The 19,107-nt window shown below is 70.9% G+C and carries 16 protein-coding genes; 10 read left to right on the top strand and 6 right to left on the bottom strand.

Annotation, left to right across the window (positions count from 1 at the left end; all coding sequences use genetic code 11):
* Window positions 1–82: 82 nt before the first annotated feature.
* Entirely contained in the window at window positions 83–841 is a 759-nt protein-coding gene (locus tag OG714_RS18070; RefSeq protein ID WP_406122194.1) for a class I SAM-dependent methyltransferase, read from the top strand.
* A gap of 63 nt (window positions 842–904) precedes the next feature.
* On the opposite strand, the gene OG714_RS18065 is transcribed toward OG714_RS18070, so the two are convergent.
* From OG714_RS18065 to OG714_RS18055, 3 genes are read right to left on the bottom strand one after another with little or no spacing between them, the layout of a single operon-like run.
* A complete protein-coding gene (locus OG714_RS18065) occupies window positions 905–1,657 on the bottom strand; it encodes an amino acid ABC transporter ATP-binding protein (RefSeq protein WP_406131862.1) in 753 nt (250 codons plus the stop codon).
* Between the two features lie 59 nt (window positions 1,658–1,716).
* Window positions 1,717–2,655 (bottom strand): amino acid ABC transporter permease, encoded by a 939-nt coding sequence (locus tag OG714_RS18060; protein ID WP_406122192.1) that lies wholly within the window; start codon window positions 2,653–2,655, stop codon window positions 1,717–1,719.
* A gap of 33 nt (window positions 2,656–2,688) precedes the next feature.
* Window positions 2,689–3,642, bottom strand: coding sequence for an ABC transporter substrate-binding protein (locus OG714_RS18055; protein ID WP_406122190.1), 954 nt, complete (start codon window positions 3,640–3,642; stop codon window positions 2,689–2,691).
* A 501-nt stretch (window positions 3,643–4,143) separates the two neighbouring features.
* On the opposite strand from OG714_RS18055, the gene OG714_RS18050 reads away from it, so the two are divergent.
* The 4 genes from OG714_RS18050 to OG714_RS18035 all read left to right on the top strand — a co-directional run bounded on the left by OG714_RS18050 (window position 4,144) and on the right by OG714_RS18035 (window position 7,554).
* Window positions 4,144–5,367: an NADP-dependent malic enzyme gene (locus OG714_RS18050; protein WP_406122188.1), complete on the top strand. Its 1,224-nt coding sequence runs from the start codon at window positions 4,144–4,146 to the stop codon at window positions 5,365–5,367.
* 289 nt (window positions 5,368–5,656) lie between these two features.
* On the top strand, window positions 5,657–6,622 hold the full coding sequence (locus OG714_RS18045; RefSeq protein ID WP_406122187.1) for a zinc-binding dehydrogenase: 966 nt from the start codon (window positions 5,657–5,659) through the stop codon (window positions 6,620–6,622).
* Between the two features lie 150 nt (window positions 6,623–6,772).
* Window positions 6,773–6,982: a helix-turn-helix domain-containing protein gene (locus OG714_RS18040; protein WP_266772466.1), complete on the top strand. Its 210-nt coding sequence runs from the start codon at window positions 6,773–6,775 to the stop codon at window positions 6,980–6,982.
* Window positions 6,982–7,554 (top strand): Clp protease N-terminal domain-containing protein, encoded by a 573-nt coding sequence (locus tag OG714_RS18035; protein WP_406122185.1) that lies wholly within the window; start codon window positions 6,982–6,984, stop codon window positions 7,552–7,554. Before OG714_RS18040 ends, OG714_RS18035 begins: the two co-directional genes overlap by 1 nt.
* 174 nt (window positions 7,555–7,728) lie before the next feature.
* Here the strand turns inward: OG714_RS18035 and OG714_RS18030 are convergent, their stop codons facing one another.
* Window positions 7,729–8,790, bottom strand: coding sequence for a helix-turn-helix transcriptional regulator (locus tag OG714_RS18030; RefSeq protein ID WP_406122183.1), 1,062 nt, complete (start codon window positions 8,788–8,790; stop codon window positions 7,729–7,731).
* 1 nt (window position 8,791) lies between these two features.
* Window positions 8,792–10,018, bottom strand: coding sequence for a DUF4097 family beta strand repeat-containing protein (locus tag OG714_RS18025; RefSeq protein ID WP_406122182.1), 1,227 nt, complete (start codon window positions 10,016–10,018; stop codon window positions 8,792–8,794).
* 163 nt (window positions 10,019–10,181) lie between these two features.
* Here OG714_RS18025 and OG714_RS18020 point away from each other — a divergent pair, with 163 nt between their 5' ends.
* Window positions 10,182–11,027 (top strand): hypothetical protein, encoded by an 846-nt coding sequence (locus OG714_RS18020; RefSeq protein ID WP_406122180.1) that lies wholly within the window; start codon window positions 10,182–10,184, stop codon window positions 11,025–11,027.
* A 27-nt stretch (window positions 11,028–11,054) separates the two neighbouring features.
* Here OG714_RS18020 and OG714_RS18015 read toward each other — a convergent pair whose 3' ends face one another.
* Complete coding sequence (locus tag OG714_RS18015) at window positions 11,055–11,237, bottom strand: DUF6104 family protein (protein ID WP_005312030.1); 183 nt, start codon at window positions 11,235–11,237, stop codon at window positions 11,055–11,057.
* 133 nt (window positions 11,238–11,370) lie between these two features.
* Here OG714_RS18015 and OG714_RS18010 point away from each other — a divergent pair, with 133 nt between their 5' ends.
* From OG714_RS18010 to OG714_RS17995, 4 genes are read left to right on the top strand one after another with little or no spacing between them, the layout of a single operon-like run.
* Entirely contained in the window at window positions 11,371–11,778 is a 408-nt protein-coding gene (locus OG714_RS18010; RefSeq protein ID WP_406122178.1) for a CU044_2847 family protein, read from the top strand.
* Window positions 11,775–13,706 (top strand): trypsin-like peptidase domain-containing protein, encoded by a 1,932-nt coding sequence (locus OG714_RS18005; RefSeq protein ID WP_406122176.1) that lies wholly within the window; start codon window positions 11,775–11,777, stop codon window positions 13,704–13,706. Before OG714_RS18010 ends, OG714_RS18005 begins: the two co-directional genes overlap by 4 nt.
* 58 nt (window positions 13,707–13,764) lie before the next feature.
* Window positions 13,765–14,796, top strand: coding sequence for an AAA family ATPase (locus OG714_RS18000; protein ID WP_406122174.1), 1,032 nt, complete (start codon window positions 13,765–13,767; stop codon window positions 14,794–14,796).
* Window positions 14,796–19,082: an SAV_2336 N-terminal domain-related protein gene (locus OG714_RS17995; protein WP_406122172.1), complete on the top strand. Its 4,287-nt coding sequence runs from the start codon at window positions 14,796–14,798 to the stop codon at window positions 19,080–19,082. Before OG714_RS18000 ends, OG714_RS17995 begins: the two co-directional genes overlap by 1 nt.
* The last annotated feature ends 25 nt before the right edge of the window (window positions 19,083–19,107 follow it).

Raw genomic sequence — 19,107 nt, 5'->3', positions numbered from 1 at the left:
CGCTCTATGGTCTTGCATGCGGTCGGGTAACAGCTGATCGTGCTTCCAGGGTATTACGACAGTGACTGGACAGGGGGTCCACATGACGACCGGTATCGGAACCGACTGGCAGGCCTGGCAGGAGAGCTGGGACCGGCAGCAGGAGTGGTACATGCCCGACCGGGAGGACCGCTTCCGCATCATGCTCGACATGGTCGAGGCCCTCACCGGCCCCGCACCCCGCGTGCTCGACCTCGCCTGCGGCACCGGCAGCATCACCGCCCGGCTGCTCGCCCGCTTCCCGGACGCCACCAGCACCGGTGTCGACCTCGACCCCGCCCTCCTCGCCATCGCCCGCGGCACCTTCGACGGCGACGAGCGCGTCACCTTCGTCACCGCCGACCTCAAGGACCCGGAGTGGACGACGAAGCTGCCGTACGACGCGTACGACGCCGTCCTGACCGCCACGGCCCTTCACTGGCTGCACAGCGAACCCCTCGCGGCCCTCTACGGTCAGGTCGCCGGACTCGTCCGCGACGGCGGTGTCTTCATGAACGCGGACCACATGATCGACGAGTCGACGCCCAGGATCAACGCGGCGGAGCGGGCGCATCGGCACACACAGATGGATCAGGCCAAGCGGAACGGCGCCCTCGACTGGGCCGAGTGGTGGCAACTCGCCGCCCAGGACCCGGTCCTCGCCGAGCCGACGGCCCGTCGCTACGAGATCTACGGCGAGCACGCGGACGGCGACATGCCCTCGGCGGCGTGGCACGCGCGCGTGCTGCGTGAGAAGGGGTTCGGGGAGGCGCGGGCGGTGTGGTGCTCGCCTTCTGACACGGTGCTGCTCGCGCTCAAGTAGGCCTGCCAGTACGTGAAAAGGGGCGGTACGGGGATTCCGTACCGCCCCTCAACCCACGTACCGCTAGAGCACCTTGGACAAGAACCCCTGTGTCCGCTCGTGCTGAGGGTTCGTCAGGACGTCGCGCGGGTGGCCGGATTCGACCACCACGCCGCCGTCCATGAAGACGAGGCTGTCGCCCACCTCGCGGGCGAAGCCCATCTCGTGGGTGACGACGATCATCGTCATGCCGGACTCGGCGAGGTCGCGCATGACGTCGAGGACGTCACCGACCAGCTCCGGGTCGAGGGCCGACGTCGGCTCGTCGAAGAGCATCAGCTTCGGGTCCATCGCCAACGCCCGTGCGATGGCCACCCGTTGCTGCTGACCGCCGGAGAGTTGCGAGGGGTAGTTCTGCGCCTTGTCGGACAGCCCCACCCGCTCCAGGAGCTGCATCGCGCGCTCCTTGGCCTGGCCCTTGTTGACGCCCCTGACCTGCACGGGCGCCTCGATGATGTTCTCCACGGCCGTCATGTGCGGGAACAGGTTGAAGCGCTGGAAGACCATGCCGATGTCCCGGCGCTTCACCGCGACCTCACGATCACGCAACTCGTAGAGCTTGTCGCCCTGTTGGCGGTAGCCGACCAGCTCGCCGTCGACGTACAGCCGTCCCGCGTTGACCTTCTCCAGGTGGTTGATGCACCGCAGGAAGGTCGACTTGCCGGAGCCGGAGGGGCCGATGAGGCAGAACACCTCGCCGGACTTCACCTCCAGGTCGATGCCCTTGAGGACCTCGACCGGGCCGAACGACTTGTGCACACCCTCGGACTTGACCATCGGGACCGACGGGTCGGACGGGTCGTTCGTGGCGGAGTCGGTCTTGTCGAGCTTGGGGCTCATGCCGCGCCTCCCTTCGGACGGCCGATGGACAGCATGTTCGCCTTGATCTTCTGGTACGGCGTCGCCGGCAGCGCGCGGCTGGAACCGCGGGCGTAGTACCGCTCCACGTAGTACTGCCCGACGCTCAGGACCGACGTCATGATCAGGTACCAGGAGGCGGCGAGGAAGTACATCTCCACCGGGGCACCGGAGTTCTGGCCGATGTCCTGGGCGTACCGGAAGAGCTCCGGATACTGGACGGCCGCCACGAGCGAGGTCGTCTTCAGCATGTTGATGACCTCGTTGCCCGTGGGCGGCACGATCACGCGCATCGCCTGCGGGATCACGATCCGGCGCAGCGTCTTGGCGTGGCTCATGCCCAGCGCGTGCGAGGCCTCGGTCTGGCCCTCGTCGACGGCGAGCAGACCGGCGCGGCAGATCTCGGCCATGTACGCGGCCTCGTTGAGGCCCAGGCCGAGCAGCGCCGTCAGCAGCGGCGTCATGAAGTCCGACCAGTAGTTCTTGTAGATCGGACCGAGGTTGATGTACTCGAAGACCAGGCCCAGGTTGAACCAGAGGAACAGCTGGACCAGGACCGGGGTGCCGCGGAAGAACCAGATGTAGAACCAGGCGATCGACGAGGTCACCGGGTTCTTCGACAGCCGCATCACCGCGAGGCCGATGCCGCCGACGATGCCGATGACCATCGACAGGACCGTCAGGAGGAGGGTCTTGTAGACACCGGTCATGATCCGGTGGTCGAAGAAGTAGTCCGGTACGGCATGCCAGTTGATCTTGCCCTGGCCGAACGCGTAGACGATCGCGACCAGGATGCCGATCGCGATGACGGCGGAGAGGTACCGCCCGTAGTGCCGGACCGGAATGGCCTTGATGGGCTTCGGGGAGGCCGGGGGAGCGTCCTGCGGCCCCGGCGTCCCGTCGATGTCAGTAGTCACGGATGCTGCCTCTCAACGACGGCGGACCCGCGGTCACTTGCCGCCGTTGATCACGGACGACTTGACGGCACCGTCCTCGGCGCCCCACTTAGTCAGGATCTTCTCGTACTCACCGCTCTTGATCACGGCGTCCATCGCGGCCTGCAGCGCGTCCCGCAGCTGCGTGTCGCTCTTGGCGACCGCGATACCGTACGGCGCCGCCTCGACCTGGTCGCCGACGAGCTGGAAGTCCTTGCCGCCGCCGGAGGTCTTCACCGCGTAGGCCGCGACCGGGAAGTCGGAGGAGGCCGCGTCCGCGCCACCGGAGCGCAGGCGGGTCTGGGCCTGCTGGTCGTCGTCGAAGGCCTCGATGGTGATCTTCTTGCCGCCCGTACACTTCTTCGTCTCGGTCTTGGCGAGGTCCTCGGAGACCGTGCCGCGCTCGACCGCGAGCTTCTTGCCGCACAGGCCGGACCACGAGGTGATGTTCTCGGTGTCGCCCTTGCGCGTGTAGATCGAGACACCGGCGGTCAGGTAGTCGACGAAGTCGACGCCCTCGCCGACCTTCTTGCCCGTGTCGGGGTCGACGCCCTCCTGGCGGTTCTTGTTGTCCGTCATCGCGGACATGGCGATGTCGTAGCGGTTGGAGCGCAGACCGGTGAGCAGCGCGTCGAAGGTGCCGTTCTCGAACTCGAACGTCACGCCGAGCTGCTTGCCCATCGCGGCCGCGAGGTCCGGGTCCAGGCCGACGACCTTGCCGGAGTCGTCCTTGAACTCGACCGGCGCGTACGCGATGTCCGAACCGACCTTGACGACGCCCTTGTCGCGGATCGCCGCGGGCAGCTTGCTCGCCAGCGGCGCCGAGCTGGTGGACGCGGTGCTGGAGTCGTCCTTCTTGGTCTGGTCACCACAGCCGGTGAGCAGCAGGGTGCCGGCGACCGCGATCGCACCGACCGCTGCCAGCCGGGTGTGCGGGGCGGTCGTACGACGGGTGAATCTTGCGGTCATGGTGAGTTCCTCCGGCGGATGGATGGCGGTGCCGACGGGTCGACGAGAACACACACCTTCGGGTGTCGCGACCTCGTGTGATTAGGGCATCTTGCCATTCGGACTGAACCATTCAGGGGACTCTCCATGTCAAAATCGGATAACGGGTGACCCCCGAATCGCATCAGGTCGGTACATCAGGACGGCCCTCGCGCGGACCATCTACGGGAATCACTCCTTCCGGCCGGAAGATCTTCGGTATGTCTCACGATGTGATCGATCATCGTTCCGCCCGTGGCGGACGAGATGTGACCTTGCGCCTATTGGACTCGTCCTCGGCGGTGTCCGTCCGGTAAGAAGGGTCTTTACACCCCTCATCCGGGGCTCAGGGCGCGTGTGCGGCGCGCCCGTCGCGCAGGTGCTCGTACGCATCAATTCTCTGGGCCCTGCGCGGTGCCCGCCCACCCCTCACCAGGGAGTGGCCACCCTCAAAATCAATGAAGACTTAAGGGGTAAGACAAAGTGGCAGCGGAGATCGTCAATCCTCGCAGCGACAGCAGTACGGATCAGGACGGCGGGGCCGAGCCCCTCGATTCCTTCGATCCGGCGTTCGCGCTGCACCGCGGCGGCAAGATGGCCGTGCAGGCCACCGTGCCGATCCGCGACAAGGACGACCTGTCCCTCGCGTACACACCCGGCGTCGCGCGCGTGTGCACCGCGATCGCGGAGCAGCCGGAACTCGTCCACGACTACACATGGAAGTCGTCCGTGGTCGCCGTCGTGACGGACGGTACGGCGGTGCTCGGACTCGGCGACATCGGTCCCGAGGCCTCCCTCCCGGTCATGGAGGGCAAGGCGATCCTGTTCAAGCAGTTCGGCGGCGTGGACGCGGTGCCGATCGCGCTGGACTGCACCGGCGTCGACGAGATCATCGAGACCGTGGTGCGCCTCGCGCCCTCCTTCGGGGGCGTCAACCTCGAGGACATCTCGGCGCCGCGCTGCTTCGAGATCGAGCGCAGGCTCCAGGAGCGGCTGGACATCCCGGTCTTCCACGACGACCAGCACGGTACGGCGATCGTGACGCTGGCGGCGCTGCGGAACGCGGCGAGGCTGACCGGGCGCGAGCTCGGCGAGCTGCGGGCCGTCATCTCCGGCGCGGGCGCGGCCGGCGTGGCCATCGCCAAGTTCCTGCTGGAGGCGGGGCTCGGGGATGTCGCCGTCGCCGACCGCAAGGGCATCGTCTCGCGCGACCGGGACGACCTCACGCCGGTGAAGCGTGAACTCGCCGAGATCACCAACAAGGCGGGTATCTCCGGGTCGTTGGAGGCGGCGCTGGAAGGCGCCGACGTCTTCATCGGGGTTTCCGGCGGTACGGTGCCGGAGCCCGCGGTGGCTTCCATGGCGGAGGGCGCGTTCGTCTTCGCGATGGCCAACCCGAATCCCGAGGTGCACCCGGATGTGGCGCACAAGTACGCGGCGGTCGTCGCCACCGGGCGGTCGGACTTCCCGAACCAGATCAACAACGTGCTGGCGTTCCCGGGCATCTTCGCCGGGGCGCTCCAGGTGCGGGCCTCCCGGATCACGGAGGGGATGAAGATCGCGGCGGCCGAGGCGCTGGCCGGCGTCGTCGGCGACGACCTCGCCCCGGACTACGTCATCCCGTCACCGTTCGACGAGCGGGTCGCGCCCGCGGTCACCGCGGCTGTGGCCGCGGCGGCACGGGCCGAGGGCGTCGCCCGCCGGTAACCCCGAAGGGCCCCGCCCACCAGGCCGGGGCCCTTCTTTTTACCCACCTGCCCGCCCGTTCGGGTGACGCGAGGGGTGGGCCTCTGCCGTGGGGGTCGGGGACGGCCGGCGGCTGCGGGTGGTTCTCGGCGCGGCTCAGGGATCCCGCCTCGCCTCCCTCGAAGACACCCCAGCCTGTGCCGCGAAAACCCCGCTCCCCGGCAAACACCCCGCCCCACCTCCGCAACAGGGCATGTGTCACAGCGCGAGGTAGTTCCCTGGTCAACCGGCGGAGCCTATCGTCATGGTCATGTTCGCCGTCTACGCCGCCCGAATCGACCGCGACCAGCCGCTCTCCGGCCTTGAGTTGGGGGAGCGTCCCGCCCCCGAGGCCCGGCCGGGCTGGAGTGTCGTCGACGTCAGGGCCGCTTCCCTCAATCACCATGACCTGTGGTCCCTGCGTGGCGTAGGCCTCGCGGAGGACAAGCTGCCGATGATCCTCGGCTGCGACGCCGCCGGTGTCGACGAGGACGGCAACGAGGTCGTCCTGCACTCCGTCATCGGCCAGACCGGCCACGGCGTCGGCCCCAAGGAACCCCGTTCCATCCTCACCGAGCACTACCAGGGCACCTTCGCCGAGCGGGTCGCCGTACCGACCTGGAACGTCCTGCCGAAGCCGAAGGAACTGTCCTTCGCGGAGGCCGCCTGCCTGCCTACGGCCTGGCTCACGGCGTACCGCATGCTCTTCACCAACTCCGGTGTACGGCCCGGTGATTCGGTGCTCGTCCAGGGCGCCGGCGGCGGTGTCGCCACCGCCGCCATCGTGCTCGCGAAGGCGGCCGGGCTGCGCGTCTTCGCGACCAGCCGGGACGAGGCCAAGCGGAAGCGGGCGCTGGAGCTCGGTGCGATCGAGGCGGTGGAGCCGGGGGCGCGGCTGCCGCAGCGGGTCGACGCCGTCATCGAGACCGTCGGCGCCGCCACCTGGTCCCACTCGGTGAAATCGCTCAAGCCCGGCGGCACGCTCGTCATCTCCGGTGCCACCAGCGGTGACCGGCCCTCGCACGCCGAACTCACCCGCATCTTCTTCCTCGAACTCAAGGTCGTCGGCTCGACCATGGGCACCAAGGACGAGCTGGAGGACCTGCTCGCCTTCTGCGCGGCCACCGGTGTCCGTCCGGTCATCGACGAGGTGCTGCCCATGGACCGCGCCCGCGAGGGCTTCGAACGGCTCGACTCAGGCGGCCAGTTCGGCAAGATCGTCCTCACGAACGGTTAGCAACCCGATTGGCAACCCCGGGTAGCAACTCCCTTCCCTGTGCGTGGCTTTGTGCGGCCGGTCCGGTTCCCCGGGCCGGCCGTCGGCGTTTGCCGCCGCCGGATGTCAACTTTGGTTGACAGGCGAGGCGTGTCAACGTAGGTTGACGTCATGACCGAAGCAACGGATCTCGCCGAGCGCGCGGGTGACCGTGATCCACGGGTCGGCCTGCGTGCCGTCTCCGCGCTGCGCAGGCTGGTGGAGCAGTTGGAGGCGGTGCAGGTGCGCAGTGCGCGCAACCAGGGCTGGTCGTGGCAGGAGATCGCCGCGGAACTCGGTGTCAGCAGGCAGGCCGTGCACAAGAAGTACGGGAGGCAGTGATGTTCGAACGGTTCACGAAGGACGCCCGGGCCGTGGTGCGGGGCGCGGTGGAGCAGTGTGAGCGGTCGGGGGCCGGTTCCGTCGACGCCGATCACCTGCTGCTCGCCCTCCTCGACCGCCAGGGCAGCCGGGCCTCCTTCGCCCTGACCGCCCTCGGTCTCACTCCCGAGGAACGCAAGGAGTCCGTACGACAGGCTCTGGGCGACGCGCGCCGACGGGCGGGGCTCTCGCAGGCCGAGGCCGACGCGCTTGCCGGGCTCGGTATCGACGTCTCGGAGATCGTCGCCCGGGTCGAGGAGGTGCACGGTGTCGGGGCGATGTCCGGCGAGCGGAAGTCCAGGGAGTCGTGGTCGGGCCGCCGTACCTTCAGCCGCGGCGCCAAGAACGTCGTGGAGAAGTCCCTTCGCATCGCCGTCGCCCACCGGGACCGGCACATCGGCGACGAGCACTTCCTCCTCGCGCTCACCGTCCTCCCCGGCGTGCCGGGCGAGGTGCTCGCCGATCACGGGGTGACGCACGAGGCGGTGACACGGGTGCTGTACGGCGGGGGAGAGGCTCGGGCGGCCAGTTGAGGGCGGCGGGTCGAGGGTGGCGGGTTGGGAGTTGAGGGCGGCCCGTTGAGGGCGGCGGGTCGAGTAATCGCGCCGGCTTGCTCGGCGCGGCTTGCCTGTCAGGTGCGGGGTCGTGCGGGGTGGTGCGCCTGGGGTTGATTCCGGGGCGCACCACCTGCGGTTCGCGGCGTCGGCTCAGGCCTTGTGGCCGCCTCGCAGCACCGCCCCGATGTGTGCCGCCGCCGCGGACAAGTGGCGGCGGGTGTCGCGGAGTTGGTCCTCGGTGACACCGCGGTCGCGGGCCGCGTCACGGATGTCGTCCCGGAAGCGGTCGAGGAGTCGGTCCAGGTCGCGGGCCGGTTCGCCGGTGGAGTCCTCGTGCGCCCAGGTCGGTTCGTACTCGGCCGGGAAGTCCTCCGGGGTCTGGCTGTACTCGGGGGCCGACGCCGGTGCGGACTTGCCGGCCGCCGGTCGCCCGAACCCGAAGTCCTTGCCGAACTCCTTCCCGAAGTCGCCGAATTCCTTGGCCAGTTCGGTCAGGCTCTCGCGTACGCCCGTGGGCCAGTCGCCGCGCGCGAAGTGGTCCTGTGCGTGCTCCTGGACCTGGCGGCCGATGCGCTGCATCTCCTCCTGGGCCTGTGCCCACGCCCGCGCCTGCGCCTCCTTGGCCTGGCGGCGGGCCTGCTGGGCCTCCTCGCGGGCCCGGCGGCTCTCGTCCTTGGCGCGGCGGGCCTGCTCCTTCCACTCCTGCTTGGCGCGGCGCATCTCCTCCTTGGCGGCGCGCCACGACTCCTTGTCACCGAAGTCCGTGAAGTCCCCGGCAGGGCCTTCGTGTTCGCTCCGTCGGCCTCTGGCAGTCCCGTTTCCCTGCCGGGCCTCGGAGGCCGCCGCGCGCATCTCGCGCCGCAGGTCGCCCGCCGCGCCCCGGACGTCGGCCCTTATCTCGGCGGCCAGTTCGGCGACCGACTCGCGGATCTCCAGCTCCAGGTCGGCCAACTCGCCGCTGCGGTCGGCCAGTTCGGCGCGGCCGGCGTCCGTGATGGCGTACACCTTGCGGCCGCCCTCGGTGGTGTGGGTGACCAGCCCCTCGGCCTCCAGCTTGGACAGGCGCGGGTAGACCGTGCCCGCCGAAGGTGCGTACAGCCCCTGGAAGCGCTCCTCCAGGAGGCGGATGACCTCGTAGCCGTGTCGGGGGGCCTCGTCCAGCAGCTTCAGCAGGTAGAGGCGGAGGCGGCCGTGGGCGAAGACGGGAGGCATGTCAGAGCACCTTCTTGTCGGTCGTGCCGTCGGCCCCGGCGGTGCCGGAAGCACCGTCCGGGCCGGAAACGGAATTGTCCCCCGAGTCGCCCTGAGCCCCGTCCACAGGGTCGGCGCCGGAAGCGTCGCCCGTCACGCCGGGGGCGGAGATGCCCGCGGTGCCGTCCGAAGCGTCCGGCGCGGGCGCGTCCGCAGAGGCGTCCGACGTGTCCGGCCCCTTGTCCTGGGGCTCCGCCTTCTCGGCCGCGTCGCCCGGCCCACTGTCCTCAGGCCCCGTCACCACATCGGGCTCCGTCACCACATCGGGCCCCTTCGTCATGTCGGGCCGAGGTGTCTTGTCAGGCCGAGGTGTCTTGTCGGCCCGTGTCGCCGAGACGGTCGTCTCCGTGTCCCCGTCCCAAGGTCCGTCCTCGCCCTCGTCCTCCGTCGCCGGGCGGCGCAGCAGGGCGATCGAACCGGAGACGGTCGTAGCGCGGAGCTTTCCGGTGCCCGCGCCCAGGCGGCCGGTGATCTTGTGGGCGCCCCACTGGCCGTGCACCCGCAGTCCGTCGAAGGCGTTGGAGATCGAACCGCTCGCCGTGTTGGCCTCGACGTCCGCGTCCGCCGGGTGCGGCAGCCGGATGGCGATCTCGCCCGAGACGTTGGTCAGCCGGACGTCGGTCGGGCCGTCCGGGTCGAGGTCCACGATCATCGAGCCGCTCACGGACTCGGCGCGCACGGAGGGGCCCGAGCCCTCGACGACGGTGAGGTCGCCGGAGACCGAGTTGAAGCGGAGGTCGCCGGTGACGGCCTGGGCCTCCAGGTTTCCCGAGACCGTCTCGGCGCGGACGGAGCCGGAGAGGCTGACGAGGGTCGTGTCGCCCGTGACCCCCCGCACCACCGAGGGCCCGCTGATCCCGGAGACGACGGCCGCGGCGCCGACCACCCCGACCTCGACCCGGGTGTTCGCGGGAACGGCCAGGGAGACCACCGCGCTGCGCCGCCAGCCCTTCCGGTCGAGCCACTTGAGGAAGCCCTTCCAGGGCAGGTCCTCGTACGCCACCGTCAGCGTGCCGTTCGTCTGGGTCACCACCAGGGGCGGCCCGTCGATCTCGGAGACTTCCATGCGGGCGGAACCCTCGTCCGTCCCCACGACGTTCACCGTTCCGTTGACGATGCGCACGTGGAGATCGCTCACGGGCTCGTCGAACGTGAGCTTCTTGGGCTCTGCGACGGACCACTCGGACATGATGCAGACCTCCTCGGCCTAACCGGACAGGACACGACGCGCCATATCGCGTCTCCCGAGAAACACGATATATCGCGGATGGGGAAAGTCAAGACACTCGTTCCGGTGATCACCGGACATCGAACAACCGGCGGAAAGGGGTGCATTGCCCTAGCGTGTGATCATGTCCACGGAGAAGCCCCAGGCCAGACACCGGACCGGTGCCACCCCGGGCGCCCTGCTGCTCTGCCGGGCCGACCCCGAGTCCGTCGCCCAGGCGGCCCACCCGCTCCGCGAACGCATGCTGCTGACCAGCGCGGGCGACGGCTGGAGCGTGCTCGTCCCCGAGGGCAAGCCCTGGCTGCACGGGGAGGAACCGGTCGACCGCGTCCTCACCGGCTGGGCCACCGCGCTCGCCGTCGGCGCCCCCTGGCCGGTGCTCGCCCTGTGGTGGGACGCCGACCGTGCGGGCTACACCCTGGCCTCGGGATTCCGCCGTCCCGTCGGCTACGTCTGGCTCACCGACGGCACCCCGGCCGGCGAGGACGAGGCCATGCGTACCTTCGCCGCCCGCCTGGGCTTGGACCCCGTCCTGGATCTGCAGTCCCTGGACCAGCTGACGAAACCTGACCCCGAAGCAGACGCCCGCGCCCGCCTCCGCGGCCTCCTGGCCGTCCTCACGCGCGCGGGAGTGGACCTCCCCACAGGCCTCACCCCGGGCGAACCCGCCGACCGCCTCCGGGAGATCGCCCGCGTCCGCCCCGACGCCCGGCAGGTCGAGTGGGCGGGCTGGCGTGAGGCCGTCCGCGCGGAACTCGACGCGGTCGACAACAGCCGCCTCGGCCCCTGGATGCCCTGGTCCGGCACCCCCAGGGCACGCGCCGTCGCCCTGACCCAGATGGCGGCGGGCCTCCCGCTCACGACCTGGGGCCTACGACGCCGTAGCGGAGGCTGGATCGTCGCGGGGGCGCTGCTCCTGGCGCACGGAACGCTGGGCCTCGTCTACGACCTCGCGCGCTCGCGCGACTGACACACGCGGGCGGCACCGTCGTAGGAACTACTCCTCGTCGTCCTCGTCGTCCAGTCGCGCGAGCCAGGTCGCCAGGCGTTCCACCGGGACCTCGAAGTCCGGGTTCAGGTCGACGAAGGTGCGGAGCTGCTCGGCGAGCCACTCGAAGGTGACCTCTTCCTCGCCGCGTCGCTTTTCGAGCTCTTCGATGCCTCGGTCGGTGAAGTACACGGGGGATTCTCCTGGGGGCGTGGATCTGACACCCCCAGGTTATGCGGGGGGCAATGGTTCCGATCCCGCACCTCACGCGTGCGTGCCTGGGCACAATGACCACAGGCGGACGGGATCGTCGTACGGGGGCGTGATGGAACGGAAGATCCAGGAGATCGAGCTGCCCGGGGGAGAGCGGGTGCTCGCCCGGGTCAGTGTGCTGTCGGCCGATGAAGTGCCCGGTGGGGCCGACGAGTTCGCGTACGAGGACGTGGGCGCCCTCGATCACATGGCCGCGCGGATCGACCAGCTCAACGAACTGGTCAGCGGTGTCGGCGGTGCCGTGCTGGCGGCGGCGCGTGCCGTGCGGCCCGACGAGGTCAGCGCCACCTTCGGGGTGGAACTGGCGATGAAGCCGGGCAAGGCCGTGGCGCTGCTCGCCGACGGTGAGGCCAAGGCGGCCCTGTCGATCACGCTCACCTGGCGCGGCGACAGCGTGCGCACCGCAGGGGACGCCACCGTCACGGCGCTCCACGACGGCCGGAACGCCGCCACCACATGACCGGCCAGCTGGAACAGTTGGCGATACGCGCCACCGTCCGGATCGGCCCGGACGCGGCGCCCGGCACGCTCTGGGGGAGTGGCTTCCTCGTCGCGCCCGGCTGGGTGCTGACCTGCGCGCACGTCCTGCCCCTCGCGGGCGGCGCCGAAAGCGTGGGCACGCTACGCGTACAGGGCTATCAACTCGACACCCCCGCCCGGCTCGCCTACTGGCTCGGCGGCGGTACCGACCCCGAACAGGACCTCGCCCTCGTCCGCCTGGCGGATGACGCGGCGAACGGCCACGCGTGCGTGCGGCTGACCGATCGCTACGACCCGCCGCACCAGGTCACCGCGTTCGGCTGGCGCACCCCGACCGGCGGCGCACCCCAGCGCTGGAACGGGCACAGCGAGTGCAACGGCAGGGACGGCTCCTACGGGTTCACCCTCGCGCCCCACATGGAGATACCGCACGGCGCCTCCGGCGGCCCCCTGCTTGACCGTGACCACGGAGTCGTCGCGGGCATCGTCAAGGCCCGCCGCACCGGCAAGGACGGCGGCCTGGCCGTCGCGGCGACGGCACTGCGCGGCTTCCGCGAGGCGCGCGCCGTGGGCGGCGAGAACAGCCTGGGCGCCGACCCGTACGCGGCGCTCATCCGCAGGCACGACCGGTGGCATCACCGCGTGACGGCCGGCCCGAACTGGGTGCGGTTGCAGGGCGAACCGCGGGCGGGCGGCTGGGGAGCGCGGGACAGCGCCGAGGCGTCCGCGCTGCTCGCCGAGCTGCCGCGGCCCGTCTCGTCGGCCGAGTTGCAGCGGATGATCAGCCGCGTGCTCGGCTACGAGCCGCTGTGGGAGGACGAGCTGGCCCCGGTCGACTGGCGCGACGGGCAGGGCTGGGCGCACGACCAGCCGGACGGCGCCGACATCGTCGCGCTGCACTATCTGCTCGCCGTGGCCCGGTCCTGCCGACGCCGGGCACCGGACGCCGTGGCCGAACTGGAGCGCTGGGTGAAGGCGCGGATCGAGCAGCTCCCCGGCCCGTTCGCGGCGCTGCTGCGCGAACGGGCCGACGACGACCGGGAGTTGGCCCTCGGTGACGACCGGCTCGCGGACGACACCGATGTCCACGGCAGTGCGGGGCCCGTCGTCCCGGACGGTGAACGGCCCGTCGTGGCCGTCGAGTTGGAACTCAACCCGTACGGCCCCGGCGACCGTTTCCACTGGCGCGTCTGGTCCTGGCCCGACGGACCCGACACCGCGCGGATGCTCGACGAGGACACCGAGGACGAAGGTGCCCCGCTCGCCGATCTCCAGCGCGCGCTGCACCAGCCGTTGCGGCGGGCGTTCCGGAAACTGGACGCCGAACACCGCCGTGCCCGCCTCGAACTGGCCCTGCCCGTCGAGCACTTCGGGCTGGACGCGCACCAGTGGCCGCGGACCGCCGAGCCGTCCATGGGCGCACAGCGGCAGGTCGTGCTGCGCTCGCTGAACCGGCGTGGCGAGCCCGCCCCGGTGTGGCGGGAGCGCTGGGACGGGGTCGCCGGGAGCGCGCTCAAGGCGTTGCCGGTGCACTCGCCCGAGTACGCGAAAGAGGCGCTGGAGGCGGCGGCGCACGACGCGGTACCGGTCCTGTGCCGCCCTCCGCAGCAGGACGCCGACTCGCTGACCGACGCGATCGGCGCCGGATACGGCGTCGCCCTGTGGAGCCTCAAGGGCGAGCACGCGCGCGCGTGCGGCGTGGACTGCGGCGAACTGTACGGCCGTACCGCGCAGTTGCTCGGTTCGGTCGACGGCGCCGCGGCCCTCCCCGAGCGGCTGCGAGCCCTCCGGGAACAGGCCGGTGAGGAAGGCGGCGAGGACGCGTCCTGGACGGCGCACGTCGCGCTCCTCTACGACGATCCGCGGCGCCCCCTCCCGGTCTGCGACGACCCGCTGGACTCCCCGTGACCCGCCAACTCCCCACCGCGACCCGTGGATTGTGACCGCCCGGCAGAAGGAGACTCCCGTGACCACCCCCGACTGGTTCGTCTTCCGGGGTTCCGGTGAGCCGCACGACGGTGTCGGGCGGCTGCCCGCGCCGCCGCCGTGGCGCGACTTCGACGGCGGTCCGGTCGTCGGGACGGTCCCACCGCTGGGCACCGAGTCGACGCGCCGCCTAGGCACCCGGGGCGCGGGCGGCCTCACCTGGCGCCCGGAGGAACTCGAACTCATCAACGCCGCCCTCTACTTGAGGCGCCCGCTGCTGGTGACCGGCGACCCGGGCTCGGGCAAGTCGACGCTCGCCCACGCCCTCGCGCACGAACTCGGCCTCGGTCGCGTCCTGCACTGGCCCATCGTCAGCCGCACCACCCTGCGCGACGGCCTCTACACGTACGACGCGATCGCCCGCCTCCAAGACATGCAGATGGCAAAGGAGTTGGGCGAGCCCTACACGGAGGACATCGGTGAGTACCTGCGCCTCGGCCCGCTCGGCACCGCCCTGCTGCCCCGCACCCGGCCCCGCGTCCTCCTCGTCGACGAACTCGACAAGAGCGACATCGACCTGCCCAACGACCTCCTCAACGCCCTGGAAGAGGGCGAGTTCGGCATCGCCGAGCTGCAACGGATCGCCCGCAGACAGCCCGAGGTCCAGGTCCTCACCGACGACGGCGACCGCGCCCCCGTCGAGGAGGGCCGGGTACGTTGCCGCGCCTTTCCCGTCGTCGTGATGACCAGCAACGGTGAACGAGACTTCCCCGCACCGCTGTTGCGCCGCTGCCTCCACCTCGACCTGCCCTCGCCCCGCAACGACGAGTGGGGCACCGCCCGCCTCGACGCCATGGTCCGCGCCCACTTCGGCGACACGGACACGTCCGGCAACGAGGAACTCATCCGCGAGTTCCTGGAGTCGAGCCCCGGCTCCCTGCGCGCCGCCGACCAACTCCTCAACGCCATCTACCTCACCCAGGAAGCCGTACGCGACAGCGAGCCGGACCGGCAGCGACTCGCCGAACTGCTGATGAGGCCGCTGGACCAGGGCGAGCACGGAACGCGCTGATGACGGCTCCTCCGACGCGTCCCCCGATGCCTCCCGACACCCCCGTCGCCGACGGGCCGCTCGGCGGACTCGCCGAGCGGTTGCGCGCACGGCTGGGCGTCGAGCCCAGCGCACGCGAACTGGCGGAGGCGTTGTGGCTGGCGGAACACGTGTCGCGCGCGGAAGTGACCCCGGCGGAACCGGAGTCGGCGACGGACCCGCCGGACGAACCTTCGAGCATCCCCGCCCCACAGGAGCCGACACCCCGCCCCGACTCCACGGCGGCCCCCACCCCCGCTCCGTCCGACGACCGCACCCACCTCTACGCCGACCGTCCGCGCCCCACACTCCGCGAAGGCGGCGAACAGGCCGCCCCCGAACCGGACTTCGTCCCCGTCCGCATCCCCGTGGCGACCGCTCTCCCGAACTCCCTCGCCCTCCAGCGCGCCCTGCGCCCGCTCCAGCGCTACCACCCGCCCGTCCGCGGCACCGCCCACCGCCTCGACGAACAGGCCACCGCCGAACGGGCCGCGGAGACCGGCCTGTTCACCCCGGTGCTCATACCCGGCGCGCGCCGCGAGGCCCGGATGCGGCTGCTCATGGACGCGTCCACCTCAACCTCCGTCTGGGACAGCACACTTGAGGAACTCCGCCAGATCTGCGCGGGCCTCGGCGCCTTCCGCGAGGTGCAGGTGCACTACGTCCACCAGGGCGCCGACGGCCAGTTGGCGATCGGCACCTCGCGGGAACCAGGCCGTGCCCTGCGCGCCGCCGAGCAACTGCGCGACCCCACGGGACGCCAACTCACCCTCGTCCTCAGCGACTGCGCGGGCCCGCTGTGGCGCTCGGGCCAACTTCAACGGCTGCTGCACCACTGGACGCAGGCCGCGCCCGTCGCCGTAGTCCAGCCCCTGCCGCAGCGGTTGTGGCGGCGCACGCACCTTCCGGCTCTCCCGGGCACGCTGCGTCGCCGCGAAGGGCTGGGCGCCAGGCTGGAGTTCAGGCCGGCCGAGGGCGAGGCACCGGCCGGCGCGCTCCCGGTGCCGGTGCTCGGGCCCACCCGGGCCGCGCTCGGCACCTGGGCCCGGTTGCTCTCCGGCGGGACCGGCCTCTCCCTGCCCGCGGCGGCCGCGTGGGTGCACGCCGGCCACCCCGGGGCCCCGCCCAGGCCCGAACGCCCGCCCGCCGACCCCAGCCCACTCGTCACCGCGTTCCGCCGCTCGGCCTCCCGCCAGGCCGTGTCCCTCGCCGTGTCCTTCTCCGCCGTACCGCTGAGCCTGCCGGTGATGCAGCTCGTCCAGCGGGCGGTACAGCCGCGTAGTGGGCCGTCTGTGCTTGCCGAGGTTCTGCTCAGTGGGCTGTTGAAGCGGGGGGACGGGGAGGGCTGGTACGAGTTCGTTCCGGGGGTGCGGGAGGAGTTGCTGCGGCTGCTGCCCCGGGGGGACGCGCTGCTCGTGCTCAAGCACTGCGGGGAGTACGTGGAGCGGCACTTCGGGCGCGGGGCGCGCAATTTTCCGGCGTTGGCGTTGGCTCGGTTGGCTGGGGACACGGGTGCGGTGCCTTCGTGGGAGGAGGGGGTTCCGGGGGCGTTCGCTGAGGTGTCCCGGGTGGTGTTGGGGCGGTTCGAGGCGCCGGAGGTGCGGCGTGAGCGGTTTGCCGTGTTCTACATGGCGGACGACAGGGAGTGGGCGCTCTGGATGGCCCACGTGCTGGGCACTGCCGGATACGACGTGGATCTGCGGATGTGGACCGACGTCGAGGAGTTGCGGGAGGCGTTCGTGTCGCCGGTGCTCCTCCTTCTTGGCGACGGCTGCAAAGTGTTCGAGGTGGCACTGGCAACCCTTGTGGCGATGGCCGAACAGCTGGTTGTCACTGTCGATGTCAGCGCTCCCTTGCCTCCGCTGCACTGGAGCTTGGGCCTGGAACCGGTCGGCTCCCTGGCCAACTTGACCGAGCGCATGGCCAGATGGCGGCTGCTGGACATGCTGGGCGTCGACGCCTCAGGCGCTCACCTGCCCGAAGCCCCGGACTTCGACTTTCCCGGACCTGTCCAGGTGGTGTGGGGCATGGTGCCCACACCCTCGCCGGGTTACGTCCTCCGGGAAGACCTGCTCGGACAGCTGCGCGAGCAACTGTCGACCGCGCAAGGAGATTCCGCGGCCTGCGCCCTGGTCGGACCGCCGTCGTCCGGCAAGACACAGCTCGCGGCGGAGTTCGTACGCCGGTTCGCAGGCGACTACGACTTCGTGGGGTGGATCCGGGCCCAGGACCACGTGACGCGACTCGGCGATGCCCGACGCTTCGGATCCACACTTGCGCCCCATGCCAACGACATCCCCCAACTCCACGAACTTTTCCGGCAGTTGCGCGAGGCCGGCCTCCGCTGGCTGATCGTCTACGACGGCTGGGACGACCTCCAGGACGCCAACGACCTCCTGATCAGCGGCGGCCACGCGCTGATCACCACGAAGGATGGGGCCTGGGCGGAGGCGGTCCCCGCGCTGAGGGTGTCCGCCTCCGAGGAGGGGAGCCCGACCGCATCGGGGGCCGACCGGGATGAACTCGTCCGGCGCGCCCTCGTTCGCGTCCACGCCCCAGCCGGCGCGCAGGGTGTCGTATCGGCCAGTGGTTTCTTCCTGGCACCCGGCTGGGTGGTCACCGCGGCCCACGTGGTCAAAGGGCGCGACCGGCAGTCGGGTGTCGGCATCACGACCATGGACGGCCGCCGCCACCAGGTCGAACGGGTCCGCGAAGCAGGCGAGTTGGCGCTGTTGCACGTACCCGACGTGGCCGGAGTCGACTGCCTGTGGCTCACGGACCGGCCGGTCGGCCGCAATGCACCGGCGGCGATGCTGTACGGCGCCGATGGCCCCTTGGACGCGCCCCGGGTCGTCTCCACGGCGGCCACGGTCTCCGGACGGATGGGCCGGGACACCCTCCTGCTGGACGGCGAGTTGATCCCCCTCGGAAGCGCGGGCGGCCCCGTCGTCGACGAACAGGACGGCTCCGTCATCGGTGTCGTCAAGTCCCGGCGGGCCGACGGCGGCGGGAGGGGCGAGGCGGTCCCCATCGAAGCGCTGCGGGCACTGTGCGAAGAGGGCCCCACGGGCATCGAGTTGTGGCACGGGCTCGTACGGGCCCATGACCGGCACCACGCCGAGCGGTTCGCCGAACGAGGTCCCTACATGACGTGGACCGGCCTTCAACTCTGGCGGACCGACAGGTCGACCCCAGCCCTCCCACCCGACGAGCGGACCGAACTCTACGGTCTGCTCGCCGAGTTGGAACCGCCCATCGATCCGAAGATGGTGCTGGAACTGCTCGGGCCACGAGAACGGCCAGCCGTTCCCCTGCCCCACTGGCGGGACGGCGCCGGATACCTGAACCACCTCGCCACCGACGAACGCCTGCTCCTGTACACCGCACGCGTCTGGGCCTACCAGGCCACCCGCAGCGGCCCGGCCCAGGCTCCCGCACTCGCCGCGCTGCGGAACTGGACCGACACGGCCCGACAACGCCTCACGGGCACCGGCGGCCACGACGTCGGCGCCGCCTTCAGCCGCGTGGACACGGACTTCACCCGTATCGGACCCGCTGTGCGCGTGGAGATCGAGCGCGTCGGTCCCGAGGCCTACGGCTGGAGCATTGTCCTGGTGCGGGGCAACGGGGTGGTGGGCTTAGGGGAGGACATGTCGGGCGGGCGGGCCGGAGACCTGCCGGAGCGACTGCACCGGCATCTCGTGGACGCGCTGTCGGAGGCCGAGACGCCCGGCGCCATGGCAACCGTCCAGTTCTCCCTGCCGAGCGAGCTGCTGTGGGATCTCCCCGTGGAGAACTGGCGACTCTTGGACGGAGCCGCCCTCGGACGGGAGCGGAACGTCTTCGTCCGAAGCCAGGACGGTAAGGACCGTTCGCTTCAGGCATGGCGGCGCCGTTGGGAAGCGGTGTCGAGAGGCCCGTTGCAGGGGCTCCGGCTCCACGGGACAGGCGGCGTCGACTGGGCGCAGGCGCCCCTTGAGGCGGTACCGCTCCTGTGCCGGCACGCCGACGCGACCACGCCGACCACCGGCCTCGACCTGGCCAAGTCCCTGAGCTTCCCCCTCATGCTCTGGAGCCGGGCGGCGACCCACACCGACTGCGCCGACTTCTACGAGCGGGCCGAGGACCTTCTGCGGAAGACCGGCACCGCCCGTGAACTCGTCGCACAGGTCGGCTACTTGAGGGCATATAGCGCCACCCGCCGCGCCCCCGAAGCCGCCTGGGCCCGCCACCTCGCCGTCTTCTGCGATCCGCCCCCCGGCTTCTGATCCGCGCGCGGATACGGCGATGGGC

Origin of the sequence: Streptomyces sp. NBC_00989 (assembly GCF_045162655.1) — a bacterium.
Taxonomy (GTDB): Bacteria; Actinomycetota; Actinomycetes; order Streptomycetales; family Streptomycetaceae; genus Streptomyces.
Note: the sequence above shows the minus strand (reverse complement) of the source record. Positions and strands in the feature narration are given on the sequence as shown.